Source organism: Candidatus Thiodiazotropha sp. CDECU1 (genome assembly GCF_963455295.1).
Lineage (GTDB): Bacteria > Pseudomonadota > Gammaproteobacteria > Chromatiales > Chromatiaceae > Thiodiazotropha.
Map to the genome: position 1 here is coordinate 3,361,934 of NZ_OY734020.1, position 14,278 is coordinate 3,376,211.

The window sequence follows — 14,278 nt, forward strand, 5'->3', positions numbered from 1 at the left end:
TGCTCACCAATTTCCATCTATTGATGGAGATCTTGAAGTCGATTGACGTTCAATTCATCCAGTTGTTTCAACGCCAGACAGGTTGCCTCAGCACCGGAGATGGTGGTGGTATAGCTGACCTTGTGTTGTAGCGCCGTACGCCGAATCTCAGCAGAGTCGGCAATCGCCTGCGCACCCTCGGTGGTATTCACGATAAAGCTGACTTCGTGATTCTTGATGGAGTCGACGATATGCGGCCTGCCCTCCATCACCTTATTGATCCGCGCACATTCCAGACCGGCATCCTGAATCACCCTACAGGTACCACCGGTTGCCATCAGGTTGAAACCCAGATCGATCAGGTCCTGGGCCACCTGTACAGCCCTCACCTTGTCCGCCGGACGCACACTCAGCAGTGCCCGGCCTCCTTGTGGCAACCCGGAGCCGGCACCCATGATCGACTTGTTATAGGCCTCACCGAAGGTCCTGCCAACCCCCATTACTTCACCGGTGGATTTCATCTCAGGCCCGAGGACGGTATCCACCCCGGGAAACTTCACAAAGGGAAAGACCGCCTCTTTGACGAAATAGTTCTCCGGAATCACCTCTTTTGTGATGCCCTGTTCCTTTAGGGATGTCCCCGCCATGCAGCGGGCAGCGACCTTTGCCAACTGTACTCCGGTGGCCTTGGAGACGAACGGCACCGTACGCGAGGCACGGGGATTGACCTCTAGCAGGTAGATCATGTCATCCTTGATGGCAAACTGGGCATTCATCAGCCCGACCACCTTCAACTCCAGGGCCATCTTACGCATCTGCTCCCGCATCCGATCCTGGACCGCAGCTGAGAGAGTATAAGGGGGTAATGAGCAGGCTGAGTCTCCTGAGTGGACGCCGGCCTGTTCGATATGTTCCATGATGCCACCGATGAGCACATCCTTACCGTCACAGATGGCATCGATATCGACCTCGATGGCGTCATCCAGAAAACGGTCCAGCAGTACCGGCGAGTCATTGGAGACACTCACCGCCTCACGCATGTAGCGCCGCAGTTCACTTTCGTTATAGACAATCTCCATGGCCCGCCCGCCCAGTACATAGGAGGGGCGCACCACCAGGGGATAACCTATCTCATCGGCCAGTTGCACCGCACTCTCGGTATCCCTCGCCGTCCTGTTGGGGGGCTGCCGGAGGTTGAGCTTTTCCACCAGTTGCTGGAAGCGCTCCCGATCCTCGGCGAGATCGATGGAATCGGGACTGGTACCGATGATCGGCGCACCCGCCGCCTCCAGATCGTTGGCCAGCTTGAGTGGAGTCTGACCGCCGTACTGTACGATCACACCGGCTGGCTGCTCCTTGTGGATCACCTCGAGTACATCCTCCAGGGTCAAGGGCTCGAAATAGAGCCGATCCGAGGTGTCGTAATCGGTGGAGACGGTCTCCGGATTGCAGTTGACCATGATCGTCTCATAGCCGTCGTCGCGCATGGCGAAGGCGGCATGGACGCAGCAGTAGTCGAACTCGATACCCTGGCCGATGCGGTTGGGTCCGCCACCGAGGACCATGATCTTCTTTCGTTCCGAGGGTTGGGCCTCGCACTCCTCTTCATAGGTGGAGTACATGTAGGCGGTACTGGTAGCAAACTCGGCGGCACAGGTATCGACCCGTTTGAACACCGGGCGGATGCCTGCATCGTGACGCAGCCGGCGTATCTCGGCCTCACTGCTGTCCACCAGCTCCGCGATGCGCCGATCGGCGAACCCCTTGCGTTTGAGAAAGCGCAACCGCTCCCCATCCAACGCCTCCAGACCCTGACCGGAGAGCTCACGTTCTATATTCACCAGCTCCTCGATCTGCACCAGGAACCAGGGATCGATGGCGCAGATATCGAAGATCTCTTCCAGACTCATGCCGAAACGAAAACACTCGGCCACATACCAGAGCCGTTCGGGACCGGGCAGGCGGATCTCCCTGACCAGGGTATCGCGCACGTCATCTTCGTTGAGATCGAGGATCTCATTCAGGCCATATTTACCGATCTCCAGGCCACGCAACGCCTTCTGCAACGACTCCTGAAAGGTGCGGCCGATCGCCATCACCTCGCCAACCGACTTCATCTGTGTTGTCAGCCTGTCGTCGGCCAGGGGAAACTTTTCGAAGGCGAAACGGGGTACCTTGGTGACCACATAGTCGATACTGGGCTCGAATGAGGCGGGGGTGGCGCCGCCGGTGATCTCGTTCTGCAGTTCGTCCAGGGTGTAGCCAACCGCCAGCTTGGCCGCCACCTTGGCAATGGGGAAACCGGTCGCCTTGGAGGCCAGGGCAGAGGAGCGGGAGACCCGGGGATTCATCTCGATGATGATCATCCGTCCGTTCTCCGGATTGATCGCGAACTGGACGTTGGAACCGCCGGTCTCCACACCGATCTCACGCAGCACCGCCAGGGAGGCGTCGCGCATGATCTGGTACTCCTTGTCGGTCAGGGTCTGGGCAGGGGCCACGGTGATGGAGTCACCGGTATGCACACCCATGGGATCCAGATTCTCGATGGAGCAGATGATGATGCAGTTGTCGTTGCGGTCACGCACCACCTCCATCTCGTACTCTTTCCAGCCCAGGATCGACTCCTCGATCAACAGTTCATTGGTGGGCGAGAGATCGAGGCCGCGTTCGCAGATCTCGACGAACTCATCCGGATTGTAGGCGATGCCGCCACCACTGCCGCCCATGGTGAAGGAGGGTCGGATGATGGTGGGGTAGCCGATCTGCGCCTGCACCTGTTGCGCCTCTTCCAGACTGTGGGCAATGGCGGAACGGGGCATGTCGAGGCCGATCTTGCGCATCGCCTGGCGAAACAGGTCCCTATCCTCCGCCTTGTCGATCGCCTCCCGCGAGGCGCCGATCATCTCCACGCCATACTTCTCCAGCACCCCTTCGCGCACCAGGTCGAGGGCGGAGTTGAGCGCTGTCTGCCCGCCCATGGTCGGCAGCAGGACGTCAGGGCGCTCCTTCTCGATGATCCGCTCCAGGGTCTTCCAGGTGATCGGCTCGATATAGATCGCATCCGCCATATCCGGATCGGTCATGATGGTCGCCGGATTGGAGTTGACCAGGATGACCCGAAACCCCTCCTCCCGCAACGCCTTACAGGCCTGGGCCCCGGAGTAATCAAATTCACACGCCTGCCCTATAACAATCGGCCCGGCGCCTATGATCATGATGCTTTGTATGTCTGTACGTTTTGGCATTTAATATTTCAGTCCGCAAATGAACGCGAATGAACGCAAATTAAAAAAATCAGATTATGGAAGCGTCGTCATGCCGCCATACAAGTCTGCGCACACCCAATCGAGGTGTGCCGAAATTGAGTAACAACGCAACTCTCAATCCTGTTGCACAGAGATAGTTCATCACCTGTGCATCATGTTCTTTGGTCAGAGCCGACAAGGTCTTGAGTTCCACCAACAGATTGTTCTCCACAACAATATCCGCAACATAATTTCCCACAACATGGCCCTTGTATCCGACCTCTAAATATTTCTGCCTTTCAAAAGACAACCCCTTTCTCTTAAGTCAATGTAGGGTGCGGCTTGCCGCACCGAATGACTCTGAAATTTCTCACACCGGTGCGGCAAGCCGCACCCTACAATCTAATCGGGGTTTGAATCTCTTGTTTTCATCAATTCGATAAAGTGATCGAACACCGGTGCGACATCATGCGGCCCGGGACTCGCTTCCGGATGACCCTGGAAACTGAAGGCGGGCCTGTCGCTGCGATGGATGCCCTGCAGCGTGCTGTCGAACAGGGAGCGATGGGTGGCACTCAGGTGATCGGGCAGGCTCTCCTCGTCTACCGCGAAGCCATGGTTCTGGCTGCTGATCATGACCGTGCCTTTTTCCAGATCCTGGACCGGATGGTTGGCGCCGTGATGACCGAACTTCATCTTCATTGTCTTGGCGCCGGATGCCAGCGCCAGCAACTGGTGACCCAGGCAGATCCCGAATATGGGCAGTCCGCTATCGACGATCTTGCGGATGGAATCGATGGCGTAGTCGCAGGGCTCCGGATCACCAGGCCCGTTGGAGAGGAACACCCCGTCGGGCTGCATCGCCAGCACCTCTTCCGCCGGCATCTGCGCCGGTACCACGGTGATCCGGCACTCCCGATCGACCAGCATGCGCAGGATGTTGCGTTTGATACCGTAGTCGTAGGCGACCACATGATAGGGCAGCTTCTCTTCGACGGGATGGGGCGCCTCGGGATGGCCCTCTTCAAGGGTCCAGGTGCCCTGGGCCCACTCATAGGGTGACTGGGTGGTCACCTCCTGTGCCAGGTCCATGCCCTTCAGCCCCGGGAATCCCTTGGCAAGCTCCAGACCTTTTGCAGGATCGGGATTATCCCCCGCGATAATGGCGCCGTTCTGCGCCCCTTTCTCCCGCAGGATGCGGGTCAGTTTGCGGGTATCGATACCGGCGATGGCCAGGATGCCGTGACGCTCCAGGTAGTGCTCCAGGCTCTCCTCGGAGCGCCAGTTGCTGGTGATCAGCGGCAGGTCCCGTATCACCAGGCCGGCGGCATGAATATGTCCCGACTCCTCGTCCTCCTGGTTAATACCCGTGTTACCGATATGGGGATAGGTCAGGGTGACGATCTGCTTGCGATAGGAGGGATCGGTAAGAATCTCCTGATAGCCGGTCATCGCGGTATTGAAAACCACCTCGCCGACGGTCTCACCCTCGGCACCGATGGCTTCTCCCCTGAACTGGCTGCCATCCTCCAGGACCAGAATTGCGGGTTTTCTCAAGAGTCTCTCCACTACAGGCGTGCAAAAAGGGGCAGGTCACGAAGTGCCTGCCCCAGTGTATGCGATTTCAGTAGGTTCCGAGCGCGTCGATCAAAGAGGTGCACCCGAAATAATTGAATCGGTATTGTACTGATGGCAAAGGTGACTGTCTATCCTCTAGGGATCATGGTGAATCACATTCCCGCTCCTGCAGGCGGATCACAGGCGGCGATTGCGGTCACGGAACGCTTTCTTCATGAACCAGTTCAAGCTCCACTTATTGACTGCCATATCTGCTTATTTCTGCTAGAGTCATGTTGATAGTATGACGCGATTGCCTGGCAGTTTTTTAACAGGGCCTTTGATATAGAACCTGTTATTTCAACGTACTTATTCGTCAATGATAAAAAAAACCAAATCAGCAGCACCCATCGATACTGAACAAAGCGTCAGCGAAGCCGTTCAGATCATTCTCCAACATAATTTCAACTATCTGCTGGCATGGGAACAGAGCGCACGTTCCTGGGACGATATCGAAGGCGTACACCAGACACGGGTAGCGTTCAGACGAATGCGTTCCGCCCTGTCTGCCTTTCGCGCAGCCATCCCCCGCAAAGTCGCCAAGCCCTGGTCCAACGAGTTACGGGATCTCGCCAGCCAGTTGGGAATGGCAAGGGACCTGGATGTCTTCATTGAGGAGGGACTTGGTGCAATTCGAGGCAAACTGCCGTTACGTGGTGAAGAAGGCGTCACCCTGATCACCCATCGTCACAGGGAACAGGCCTACCAGCAAGTCAACACCATGCTCGACAGCGACCAATACAAACACTTCAAAGACAATTTCCCCAAATGGATCGACGCCAGGGAGTGGGAGCAGGCGGAATTGAAGACCAAGCATCGCAACAACTTATCAATAAACATTGTCCCCTTTTCCCGTAGGTTGCTGGACAACCTGGAACGAGGCGTATTGGAGGCTGGCAGCGATGTGAACAAGGAATCAGCTCAAGAGATGCATAAGTTACGCATCGAATGCAAAAAACTTCGTTACGCTGCCGAATTCTTCATTCCAATATTGAAAGGTTTGGATGACTTTATAGGCCACATGAAAAGTTTGCAGGATCTGCTGGGTATCCTGAACGATATATCGGTCATGAAGCATCTTCTGGATATCATGATGGAAAATGAAAACAACCATGAAGTTCTGGAATATGCCGGAGGCCTGGTCGGTTGGCGCACGCGTCAGTTTTATGAAATGCTGGACACCTTTGATGATCGCTGGGAGGAGTTCGTCAATGCAAAGCAACCCTGGTGGAGAAAAGAACCCTAGCGTTTATTGGATCTCTGCCGTATATCCACTCTGATTGGCGCCAAGATATTCAGAGATGATTCTCCGCTGCTTTTTAGACTTGTTTTTGGTATTGATGAATACAATATCGATCTTCCCGTCTGTACATGACCGAAGCACGGTTGCACCCAAACCCTTACGTCCCACCATTGTATCATTGCAGATCATTCTTACACTCGGAAGCCACTTCCTGAATTCATAATCAAGCTGCACACCTGAACGCTGCGGTCTGTGTCCGTGGATGACAATTTCTATCTTCAATGCCTTAAACAGCATATCAATCGATTTGCCGTGTTTTTTATAATATTGCACCGCATTCTTAACATCATAGAGCAGATAATTACTCTGTTTATTGTCTCGCGTGTAGGTATATAGCTGCATTGCCTCAGGGCTTTTGAAGGCCTTCTCATAGTGATCTGAATTAAATCGATTCAGATCATTTCCCGTTACCTCACAATAGTGTTGCAATGTACGTAAAAACTCCAGGGTTGGATAACCATGGATGAAAAGAACGCCTCCCTCCAGATGAAACAGATCCAATGATTCAATAAACAGTCTCAACTCTGCCAATTGATCTTTTCCCAGACCAATTTTTTTACCGGCTTCAATTTTTTGCCAGACCTCCTGCTCGTGGTTGCCGACAACTATTTTCACACGCCCTCCGTTCAACTCCGCTTGTCGCCGAGTCTGCCGCCAGAAATCCACAACCGAAGGATCAGGTCTTTTCTTATCCAGCAGGTCACCCGTGTGGATTATTGCGATACCGTTCAAATCATCCACCAGCTTTCCCCGGTCATTGATGATCGTCGCGTAACGCAATGTGTTTTCGACCGAGACTATTTCATTTTCAGTATCAGAGAGCACAATACATCTGAGCTGGTTTTCTACGGATTCAGCGGGGGATTGCGGTTTTTCCTCTTGAACCGATGCCGGGGATTGCGGTTTTTCCTCTTGAATCAACGCTGGTGATTGCGTCGATGACTGAGTGTCATTCTGTCCCTTTTTGGAAAGGGGGTATAAGCGTGTCAACAGGTACCTGACAAGCTGTAATGATCGTCGGAAAAGGCTAGGGCCTGTTAACACTAATCCAATGCACTCTGCTGGGACTGTTTTTGCACCCAGCAAGGCAGAATGAGCGTGGTGTAGCCCGGCTACATGAGCGAATAATAACGCCGCTGGGCACAAAAACAGCCCCAGCCCTCCGGGTTGCGCCTGAAAAAGCGCCACTCGGCGTTGCTCGTCGCTCATTTGGAACAACCAAACCTCGCTCCTCGCGCCTTGATTGGCGCTTTTTCAGGCACAACAGAGTGCATTGGATTAGTGTTAACAGGCCCTAAGACCTGCCTCCTCAGTCCGTTTATTCATCGATCAGAAAAATTGGTCAGCTGCGACTCATAAACTGCACCGGCAGTGAAATAGTGCACGTCGTCGTCCAGATCCAAGTCCAACATGATTATTCCCTGACCGCCGGCAAAGGCGATCCGGTAATCCTCACTATCTTCACGTTTATCGTACTTGTTGCTACACCATCCGGTGATTCCACTCGACAGTCTGTTGCCCATATCCTCACCTGAAAATGATCTGTTCGTCTTGGCTACAGTATTACCATAACCGATATCAACGACCTACAAAATGGGGGGTTCATTTTCTGATCAAGATAGAACTGGCCAAGCGGACCGGCTCGCCCAACTTCGCAATTGCTTGCAAGATGCTCTAATCGGGATCAACCAGCGAAAACGGCAGTCGTTTTTACCTTTAGCGTAAGGGCCTTGGTAGCCTGTAGTGGTTTACTATCCTGTGAGGTGCTGACGGGTCCATTGCACAATCCCCCCCTGATCCATGGCCCCTGCCTGGCGCGCAACCTCTCTACCGCCGCGCATCAGCATCAGTGTGGGAATACTGCGTATGCCGAAACGGGCGCCCAGCTGTTGTGCCTCTTCAGTGTTGACCTTGACCAGCCTGACCGCCGGTTCGAGTTGGGCGGCCGCCTGCTCGAAGGCCGGGGCCATCATCTGGCAGGGTCCGCACCAGGGCGCCCAGAAATCGATGAGCAGGGGGATGTCGCTCTTCTGCGCATGGCGCGGGAAGCGCCCCTCATCCAGGGCCAGGGGCTGGCCCATGAAAAGCGGTTGGTGGCACTTGCCACATTTGGCTCTGTCCTGCAGCCGCTCGGCAGGGACCCGGTTGATGCCGTCGCAATGGGGACAGACGATATGTAGGGCTTCACTCATGATACTGATTCTATACGTTTGGATTATGCCTTAAATGGGGCGTGACGAGGGGGATTTCAAGTCCAACATTCTGGCTTGAATTCAGTATAATGGCGCCCCTTATCGGCTTATGCACAGGAGCTTTCACTTATGGCGGACCAATCCTATGTCTTTGATGTCACCACAGACCGCTTTCAACAGCTGGTGCTGGAAAACTCCATGCATGTACCGGTACTGGTGGACTTCTGGGCCGAGTGGTGCAATCCCTGCAAGAGCCTGATGCCGACCCTGGCGAAACTGGCGGATGAATATGCGGGTAAGTTCCTAGTGGCGAAGGTCAACACCGAGCAGGAACAACAGCTGGCCGCCCATTTCCAGGTACGCAGCATCCCCAGCGTAAAGCTGTTCCATCAGGGCCAGGTGGTGGATGAGTTCATGGGGGCATTGCCGGAAGCGGAGATCCGCAGCTTCCTCGACAAGCATATTCCCCGCGAGTCGGATGCCCTGCTGGACCAGGCCGATGCCCTGCTGCTGCAGGGGGATGCGGAGGGGGCCGAGGCCCTGCTCAAACAGGCCAGTGAGACCGATCCGGAAAGCCCTCGGGTCAGACTCTCTTATGCGCGCTATATGGCCACCCTGGGCAAGCTGGATGAGGCTGAAAAACTGCTTAAGGCCCTGCCCCCTGAAGAGAGGAACAAGCCGGAGGTGGCCTCCATGTTGGCGCGGATCGAAATCGATCGCGCAACCGCTGACAGCCCGCCGGCAGCGGAACTGGAGAAACGTCTGCAGGCAAATCCCGCTGACAGCGAAGCCCTGCATCTTCTGGCCACCCACAAGGTGATGGAAAACGATTTCGAAAGGGCCCTTGAACTGCTCATGACCCTGTTACAGAAGGATCGCAGTTATGGGGACAATGCGGCGCAGAAGGAGATGTTGCGGATATTTGAGTTGTTGGGTGGACAGGGTGAACTGGTGAAGCGTTATCGCAACCGGATGTTTAATTTTCTTCACTAGCCTTTAACTTGCTGCCGGGTCTCCTCACAGGACCATGATTCAACACAACATCCAAGGGTCTTGGCAAGCCCAGCCAAGGTTGGCGCCTGCCTGAAATAGAAGAGGTGGGAATCGCAATTGCAGTCACTACAGCCAAAACCCGGCAGCGACTCTGCCTTGCTCCATTTAGCCAATGCCTTCGCCCAGCGGTGTTCCAGGCGAGTCTGACTGTGGCTGTACCAGACTGATTCGATGATTGCCATCTCTCTTAAATAATCGATATGCCAATGCTTCGACTTCGACTCCCGGCAATGTCTAGAGACACGCCCACGAACACCGCCTGGGCCGAATGCACTGCCCACATAAAGATAGTAACCAGGTCTGACATGCAGGACTCCCCAACGCCCTATCTCCACAGCACTGTTTTCGTCTGTCCTCAATAATATGGCGTAGGTACCGGATTCAGTTTTCATGCAACCGCTGCCATGCTTGTTTTCAACCGGCCTGCAGGGGTGACGGTCAACGATTGGCACGGTTGGCAAGAAACTCGCCATTGCCGACCGGTAGGGTACAAGTAGAGAAAGCCGGGTCTGCGGAAACGATGCCGATAAAATGTGCGACTTCCTCGGCGTGGGATAGGGCGTTGTCCATCACAAGCAAACCACCCGGGCGGAGTATGCGACGGATGTTCGGCCACCAGTCAAGGTATTCACTCCGTTCGGAGTCGAGAAACAGCAGATCAAAACTGCTGTCGCTCTTCGCCTCGAGAAGATCTGCAGCATTGCCTTCCACTTGGGTAATGAAGTTGGATATACCCGAGCGTGCAAAATTCCTGGCAGCCAGCTCTATTTTGTAATCGGATAACTCAACAGTGATGACTTGACCATCGATGGCCTGTGCCGCTTGCGCAAGCCAAAGGGTTGAATAACCGTTTGAGGTGCCGATTTCAAGTATACGCCTGGCGTTGGTTGCCTGTACCATAACTGAAAGAAATTCACCCGTGTCGCGGGTAATGTTGAGCATACGCCGGGGTCGATCCGAGATGGCTTGATCGTTATTTTGCCCAAACGCTTCGAGTTCGCTCAACAGATCTTGTAGTGATTGATTCATCGAACTTTACACTATGGATTGTTAGATAGGGTGGATTGCAGGCCCAGGTCCAGGCTCCAAGACAACCAGCGGACTGCCCTCTCCTTTGCTGGCGAAAACTACTTTACGCTCGTTTATTTCCTGCTATGACCTGTTTGGCAAGCCTGCACAGTCTGTTAGGGATAGTAGCAGTAATGGGGCAAGTAGCGTTTTTACAGATCACGCCTCGGGCTTTGCATGCCATATCCTGGATCCATTCGCTGCTGTCATACCTGTTTCCGTGTCGGGACTATCAGGACCGGACACGTTGCCGCATGGAGCACACCTTCAGTAACACTCCCCATAAGAAGCTGATACATGGCTCCTCGCCCGTGCGAGCCTATGACAATCATATCCACACCCAACCTTGAGGCCTCTTGCAGAATGGTTTCTGCAGTTGATCCTTGCATCAGAAGTGCAGTTACGTCCAGCTTCTTCTCTCGCATACTATCAGCCATCTCTTGGATCTGGCGATGTTCATCATGGAATTTCTGCGAGAGTGAATCCCGAACCGATTGCGGTCCCACTTCATAACCGACGAAATCCGGTTCAGGTTCTGCGACATGCAGCAGCCAAATAGTTGCTGACAATGCTTGTGCGATCTCTTCAGCCTTTGTGACGATCTTTTGTGACGACTCGGAAAGATCAACGGCCACCAGAATCTTCATATTACATTCCCATTAGACATGTAAGAAAGTATTGATCCATTGATTGAATATTGACACGGTAAATAGATTGCACAGCCCACGCATATAGGTGCTTATCGATTACTTATGCAACAGATCTCCAACCCTGTCATCAATATGACTGTGCATTCGCACCCTTTCATACAGAGTATATCCAAACGAGTCCTTGAGGCTTTTATCTGCCCCATGATTCAATAGCAACTCCACACATTCAGGCATATTTTTCATGACACAATAGTGCAGGGCTGTCTGCGGATGTTTTTTCCCGTTTAAAGCATCGATATCCGCGCCATTGGCCAACAATTCCGTTGCAACAGCATACTTTTTCCAGGCAACCGCTTGAAATAATATTGACCGCTCATTTTCATCTTTGGTGTTTACATCACTACCGGCGCTCAATAGCATTTTGAAGATATGCGGCTTCTCATTCCAAAGAGCGTAATAGAGCGCAGTCCGTCCCCAGTTGTCCTTAAGCTCTAACTCTTTCCCATTGTTTAGGTAACCAGTAAGACCATCGATATCCCCATCACGGACTAAACAATGTAACGGCATGGTCAGGCAATCCAGCTTGGACTTTTCCCGCAAATCAACAAAGTTCCTATTCTCTGACGACAGGTATATTTGCGGCGCGGCAATAAACAGCAAAACCAGCACTCCGACTATGATGCCTACTCCGAAAAACAATCCGTTTGAGAAGCTTCTTCTGCCCATGCCTTATTACTTTCCACACCAATGTCAGGGTCCAAATAACGATTCACGGGAGCTGGATTTAATGCAATGATTGTATAGGAACCCTTGTTGCAAAACCAAACATGCAGAATTCAAAAGCTAAACCTTTATCCATTCAATAAGGATGGCATCCTCGCTCACTCGCGCCTGAAAAGGCTGACAGATACAGAACCCTGGTATCACCGCTAATTCACCATCCAGGTAGACCAGTGGCATACGCTCCCGTTCCCAGGTCGGCACACCCCACTCCTGGAAGAGTTTTTTCAGCGGCCGATGGTGGGACTGATTGGGCAGCAGACATCGCTCACCACCCTGTCTGAATCGTACCTCCACTTTGGCCTGCTCCCAACGGGTTACTGAGACACCGCCTTCACCGGGTTGCGCAATCAACCGTCCTAAACCTTTGGGGAGTATCAGTTCGTTCCCTCCGAGCCAGGCCAGCGGCTGGGCGGGTAGATCTATCATCTGGGCGGGATTGAGAAACAGCCGGTCACGATAGCGTCGCACCTCCCAACCCTCCCAACTGATCAGCGGTACCGCATCGATGCGGCCATGCACCGCCTCTTGTTCCATGCGCACGAGCTTTTTCGAACTGGGCAGGGGGGCGCCGCTGGCGCTGATCCAGTGGCGCAGCAGGTTTCTGAGGCGAACGGAGTTCAGCTGTTTCAGGGCTGAGATCGAGAGGGTATCGCCATCTTTAGTGCGGGCCTTGGCCAGGTCCTCTTCGGCCTCCTCTCTTACCAGCATCAGCATTTCACCGCTGAAGCGGGCCGCCCGGGATAGGGTGGTGGCCGCTGCCGGCCAGCGGGAACGGAGCAGGGGCATCACCTGATGGCGGATGAAATTGCGATCGAAGCGCTGATCCTGGTTGGAGGGGTCCTCCTGCCAGGTCAGGTCATGTCGCCTGGCATACTCTTCCAGGGATTGGCGTGAGCAATCCAATAGTGGCCTGGCCAACCAGCCGGGATCGAACCGGGCCAGGGGCGGCATGGCGGCGAGTCCGGCGGGTCCGCTGCCGCGCAGCAGTTGCAGTAGCAGGGTCTCCGCCTGATCGTCCCGATGCTGGGCGGTCAGCAACAGCTCCCCCTCCCTCATCTGATCGGCCATTGCCTGGTAGCGGGCCTCCCTGGCGACCGCCTCCAGACTCTCGCCGCTGTCGACGTTGAGGGTCAGATGTACGCTTTTCAGGGGAATGTCATAGCCATTGCAGAGCTCTTCGCAGAAGTTCTGCCAGCTATCGGCCTGATGTTGCAATCCGTGGTGCACATGGATCGCCCTAAGTTCAAAGGGAAGTTGGGGTCTGAGTTGGACCAGCAGGTGGAGCAATACGCAGGAGTCGAGTCCACCGCTGAGGGCGAGATGGCATCTGGATGCAGTCGGCAGCTGCCGCAGCGTCTCTAGCAGCCGGCTGGCTGTGAGGTTCACAAGGGATTCCTGCTATCAGTCTCCAGCAAACTGACCATACTGCATGAGCCGCTGATAGCGGGTATCGAGCAGTTTGTCGACGGCCATGCTGGTGATGTTGTCCAATCCCTCCACCAACGCATGTTTGAGGCTCTTGGCCATGGTCTCGATGTCCCGATGGGCGCCGCCCAAGGGCTCCGGCACGACCTCGTCGACCAGTCCCAGCTCCTTCAGCCGATCTGAGGTGATCGCCATGGCCTCGGCAGCCAGGGGGGCCTTTTCCGCGCTTTTCCAGAGGATCGAGGCGCACCCTTCCGGTGAGATCACCGAGTAGGTGCTGTATTGCAGCATCAGGATGCGATCGCCGACACCCACCGCCAGGGCGCCACCGGATCCGCCCTCCCCGATCACGGTACAGATGATCGGTGTACGCAGGCCCGACATCACCTTGAGGTTACGCGCGATGGCCTCGCTCTGCCCCCGCTCCTCGGCGCCGACACCGGGATAGGCGCCCGGGGTATCGATGAAGGTCATGACCGGCAATCTGAAACGCTCCGCCAGCTCCATCAGGCGCAGGGCCTTGCGATAGCCCTCGGGACGGGGCATGCCGAAGTTACGAAACAGTTTGTCCTTGGTGTCTCGGCCTTTCTGATGGCCGATCAACATCACCGGCCGCCCCTCGAGACGCGCCACGCCGCCGACGATGGCATGATCGTCGGCAAAGGCCCGGTCCCCGTGCAGCTCGTGGAACTCGTCGAATATGCGGTCGATATAGTCGAGCACATAGGGCCGCTGGGGATGACGTGAGAGCTGTGAGATATCCCAGGGCTTGAGGTTGGAGAAGATCGATTCGGTCAGGGTCTGACACTTGTTCTCCAACCGGGCAATCTCGTCCTGGATGTTGATCTCGTTGTCGGTACCCACCAAGCGGAGTTCTTCGATCTTCGCTTCAAGTTCGGCGATCGGTTGTTCAAATTCTAGAAAATTCAGATCCATGCGCGAAATATACCGGATTCAAAT

At 54.6% G+C, this 14,278-nt stretch carries 14 protein-coding genes; 2 read left to right on the forward strand and 12 right to left on the reverse strand.

The genetic code is table 11. The features are described from left to right. Window positions 1–17: 17 nt before the first annotated feature. The 3 genes from carB to carA form a co-directional block, all read right to left on the reverse strand. Window positions 18–3,227, reverse strand: coding sequence for a carbamoyl-phosphate synthase large subunit (gene carB, locus R2K28_RS15275; protein WP_316365710.1), 3,210 nt, complete (start codon window positions 3,225–3,227; stop codon window positions 18–20). 49 nt (window positions 3,228–3,276) lie between these two features. Beyond that, a complete protein-coding gene (locus R2K28_RS15280; RefSeq protein WP_316365712.1) occupies window positions 3,277–3,537 on the reverse strand; it encodes a GxxExxY protein in 261 nt (86 codons plus the stop codon). A gap of 92 nt (window positions 3,538–3,629) precedes the next feature. Continuing rightward, entirely contained in the window at window positions 3,630–4,784 is a 1,155-nt protein-coding gene (gene carA, locus R2K28_RS15285; protein ID WP_442871404.1) for a glutamine-hydrolyzing carbamoyl-phosphate synthase small subunit, read from the reverse strand. Between the two features lie 379 nt (window positions 4,785–5,163). Here carA and R2K28_RS15290 point away from each other — a divergent pair, with 379 nt between their 5' ends. Further along, a complete protein-coding gene (locus R2K28_RS15290) occupies window positions 5,164–6,090 on the forward strand; it encodes a CHAD domain-containing protein (protein ID WP_316365715.1) in 927 nt (308 codons plus the stop codon). 3 nt (window positions 6,091–6,093) lie between these two features. On the opposite strand, the gene R2K28_RS15295 is transcribed toward R2K28_RS15290, so the two are convergent. The 3 genes from R2K28_RS15295 to trxC form a co-directional block, all read right to left on the reverse strand. Further along, entirely contained in the window at window positions 6,094–7,356 is a 1,263-nt protein-coding gene (locus R2K28_RS15295; protein ID WP_316365718.1) for a metallophosphoesterase, read from the reverse strand. 113 nt (window positions 7,357–7,469) lie between these two features. Continuing rightward, a complete protein-coding gene (locus R2K28_RS15300; RefSeq protein ID WP_316365720.1) occupies window positions 7,470–7,670 on the reverse strand; it encodes a hypothetical protein in 201 nt (66 codons plus the stop codon). A 228-nt stretch (window positions 7,671–7,898) separates the two neighbouring features. Beyond that, window positions 7,899–8,339, reverse strand: coding sequence for a thioredoxin TrxC (gene trxC, locus R2K28_RS15305; protein WP_316365722.1), 441 nt, complete (start codon window positions 8,337–8,339; stop codon window positions 7,899–7,901). Between the two features lie 129 nt (window positions 8,340–8,468). Between trxC and trxA the strand changes: the two genes are divergently transcribed. Next, the gene (gene trxA / locus R2K28_RS15310; RefSeq protein ID WP_316365724.1) at window positions 8,469–9,332 is read left to right on the forward strand and encodes a thioredoxin; all 864 of its coding nucleotides are present in this window, start codon (window positions 8,469–8,471) and stop codon (window positions 9,330–9,332) included. Here trxA and R2K28_RS15315 read toward each other — a convergent pair. From R2K28_RS15315 to accA, 6 genes are all read right to left on the reverse strand, one after another. Continuing rightward, window positions 9,329–9,784, reverse strand: coding sequence for a GIY-YIG nuclease family protein (locus tag R2K28_RS15315; protein ID WP_316365726.1), 456 nt, complete (start codon window positions 9,782–9,784; stop codon window positions 9,329–9,331). The two genes, trxA and R2K28_RS15315, sit on opposite strands and share 4 nt — an antisense overlap. A 46-nt stretch (window positions 9,785–9,830) precedes the next feature. Further along, the gene (locus tag R2K28_RS15320) at window positions 9,831–10,421 is read right to left on the reverse strand and encodes an O-methyltransferase (RefSeq protein WP_316365729.1); all 591 of its coding nucleotides are present in this window, start codon (window positions 10,419–10,421) and stop codon (window positions 9,831–9,833) included. A gap of 245 nt (window positions 10,422–10,666) precedes the next feature. After that, window positions 10,667–11,107 carry a universal stress protein gene (locus R2K28_RS15325; RefSeq protein ID WP_316365731.1) on the reverse strand — a complete coding sequence of 147 codons (441 nt, stop codon included), beginning with the start codon at window positions 11,105–11,107 and terminating at the stop codon, window positions 10,667–10,669. A gap of 99 nt (window positions 11,108–11,206) precedes the next feature. Next, a complete protein-coding gene (locus tag R2K28_RS15330) occupies window positions 11,207–11,836 on the reverse strand; it encodes an ankyrin repeat domain-containing protein (protein ID WP_316365733.1) in 630 nt (209 codons plus the stop codon). A gap of 117 nt (window positions 11,837–11,953) precedes the next feature. Further along, window positions 11,954–13,279 carry a tRNA lysidine(34) synthetase TilS gene (gene tilS, locus R2K28_RS15335; protein ID WP_316365734.1) on the reverse strand — a complete coding sequence of 442 codons (1,326 nt, stop codon included), beginning with the start codon at window positions 13,277–13,279 and terminating at the stop codon, window positions 11,954–11,956. Between the two features lie 15 nt (window positions 13,280–13,294). Next, complete coding sequence (accA, locus tag R2K28_RS15340) at window positions 13,295–14,254, reverse strand: acetyl-CoA carboxylase carboxyl transferase subunit alpha (protein ID WP_116446680.1); 960 nt, start codon at window positions 14,252–14,254, stop codon at window positions 13,295–13,297. Window positions 14,255–14,278 lie beyond the last annotated feature (24 nt).

Excerpts from the sequence above, each read along its gene's own strand:
- trxA (WP_316365724.1), top strand. The coding sequence starts at position 8,469 with ATGGCGGACCAATCCTATGTCTTTGATGTCACCACAGACCGCTTTCAA.
- R2K28_RS15295 (WP_316365718.1), bottom strand. The coding sequence starts at position 7,356 with ATGAGCGACGAGCAACGCCGAGTGGCGCTTTTTCAGGCGCAACCCGGA.
- accA (WP_116446680.1), bottom strand. The coding sequence starts at position 14,254 with ATGGATCTGAATTTTCTAGAATTTGAACAACCGATCGCCGAACTTGAA.
- R2K28_RS15315 (WP_316365726.1), bottom strand. The coding sequence starts at position 9,784 with ATGAAAACTGAATCCGGTACCTACGCCATATTATTGAGGACAGACGAA.
- R2K28_RS15300 (WP_316365720.1), bottom strand. The coding sequence starts at position 7,670 with ATGGGCAACAGACTGTCGAGTGGAATCACCGGATGGTGTAGCAACAAG.
- R2K28_RS15325 (WP_316365731.1), bottom strand. The coding sequence starts at position 11,107 with ATGAAGATTCTGGTGGCCGTTGATCTTTCCGAGTCGTCACAAAAGATC.
- carB (WP_316365710.1), bottom strand. The coding sequence starts at position 3,227 with ATGCCAAAACGTACAGACATACAAAGCATCATGATCATAGGCGCCGGG.
- R2K28_RS15320 (WP_316365729.1), bottom strand. The coding sequence starts at position 10,421 with ATGAATCAATCACTACAAGATCTGTTGAGCGAACTCGAAGCGTTTGGG.
- R2K28_RS15290 (WP_316365715.1), top strand. The coding sequence starts at position 5,164 with ATGATAAAAAAAACCAAATCAGCAGCACCCATCGATACTGAACAAAGC.
- trxC (WP_316365722.1), bottom strand. The coding sequence starts at position 8,339 with ATGAGTGAAGCCCTACATATCGTCTGTCCCCATTGCGACGGCATCAAC.
- R2K28_RS15330 (WP_316365733.1), bottom strand. The coding sequence starts at position 11,836 with ATGGGCAGAAGAAGCTTCTCAAACGGATTGTTTTTCGGAGTAGGCATC.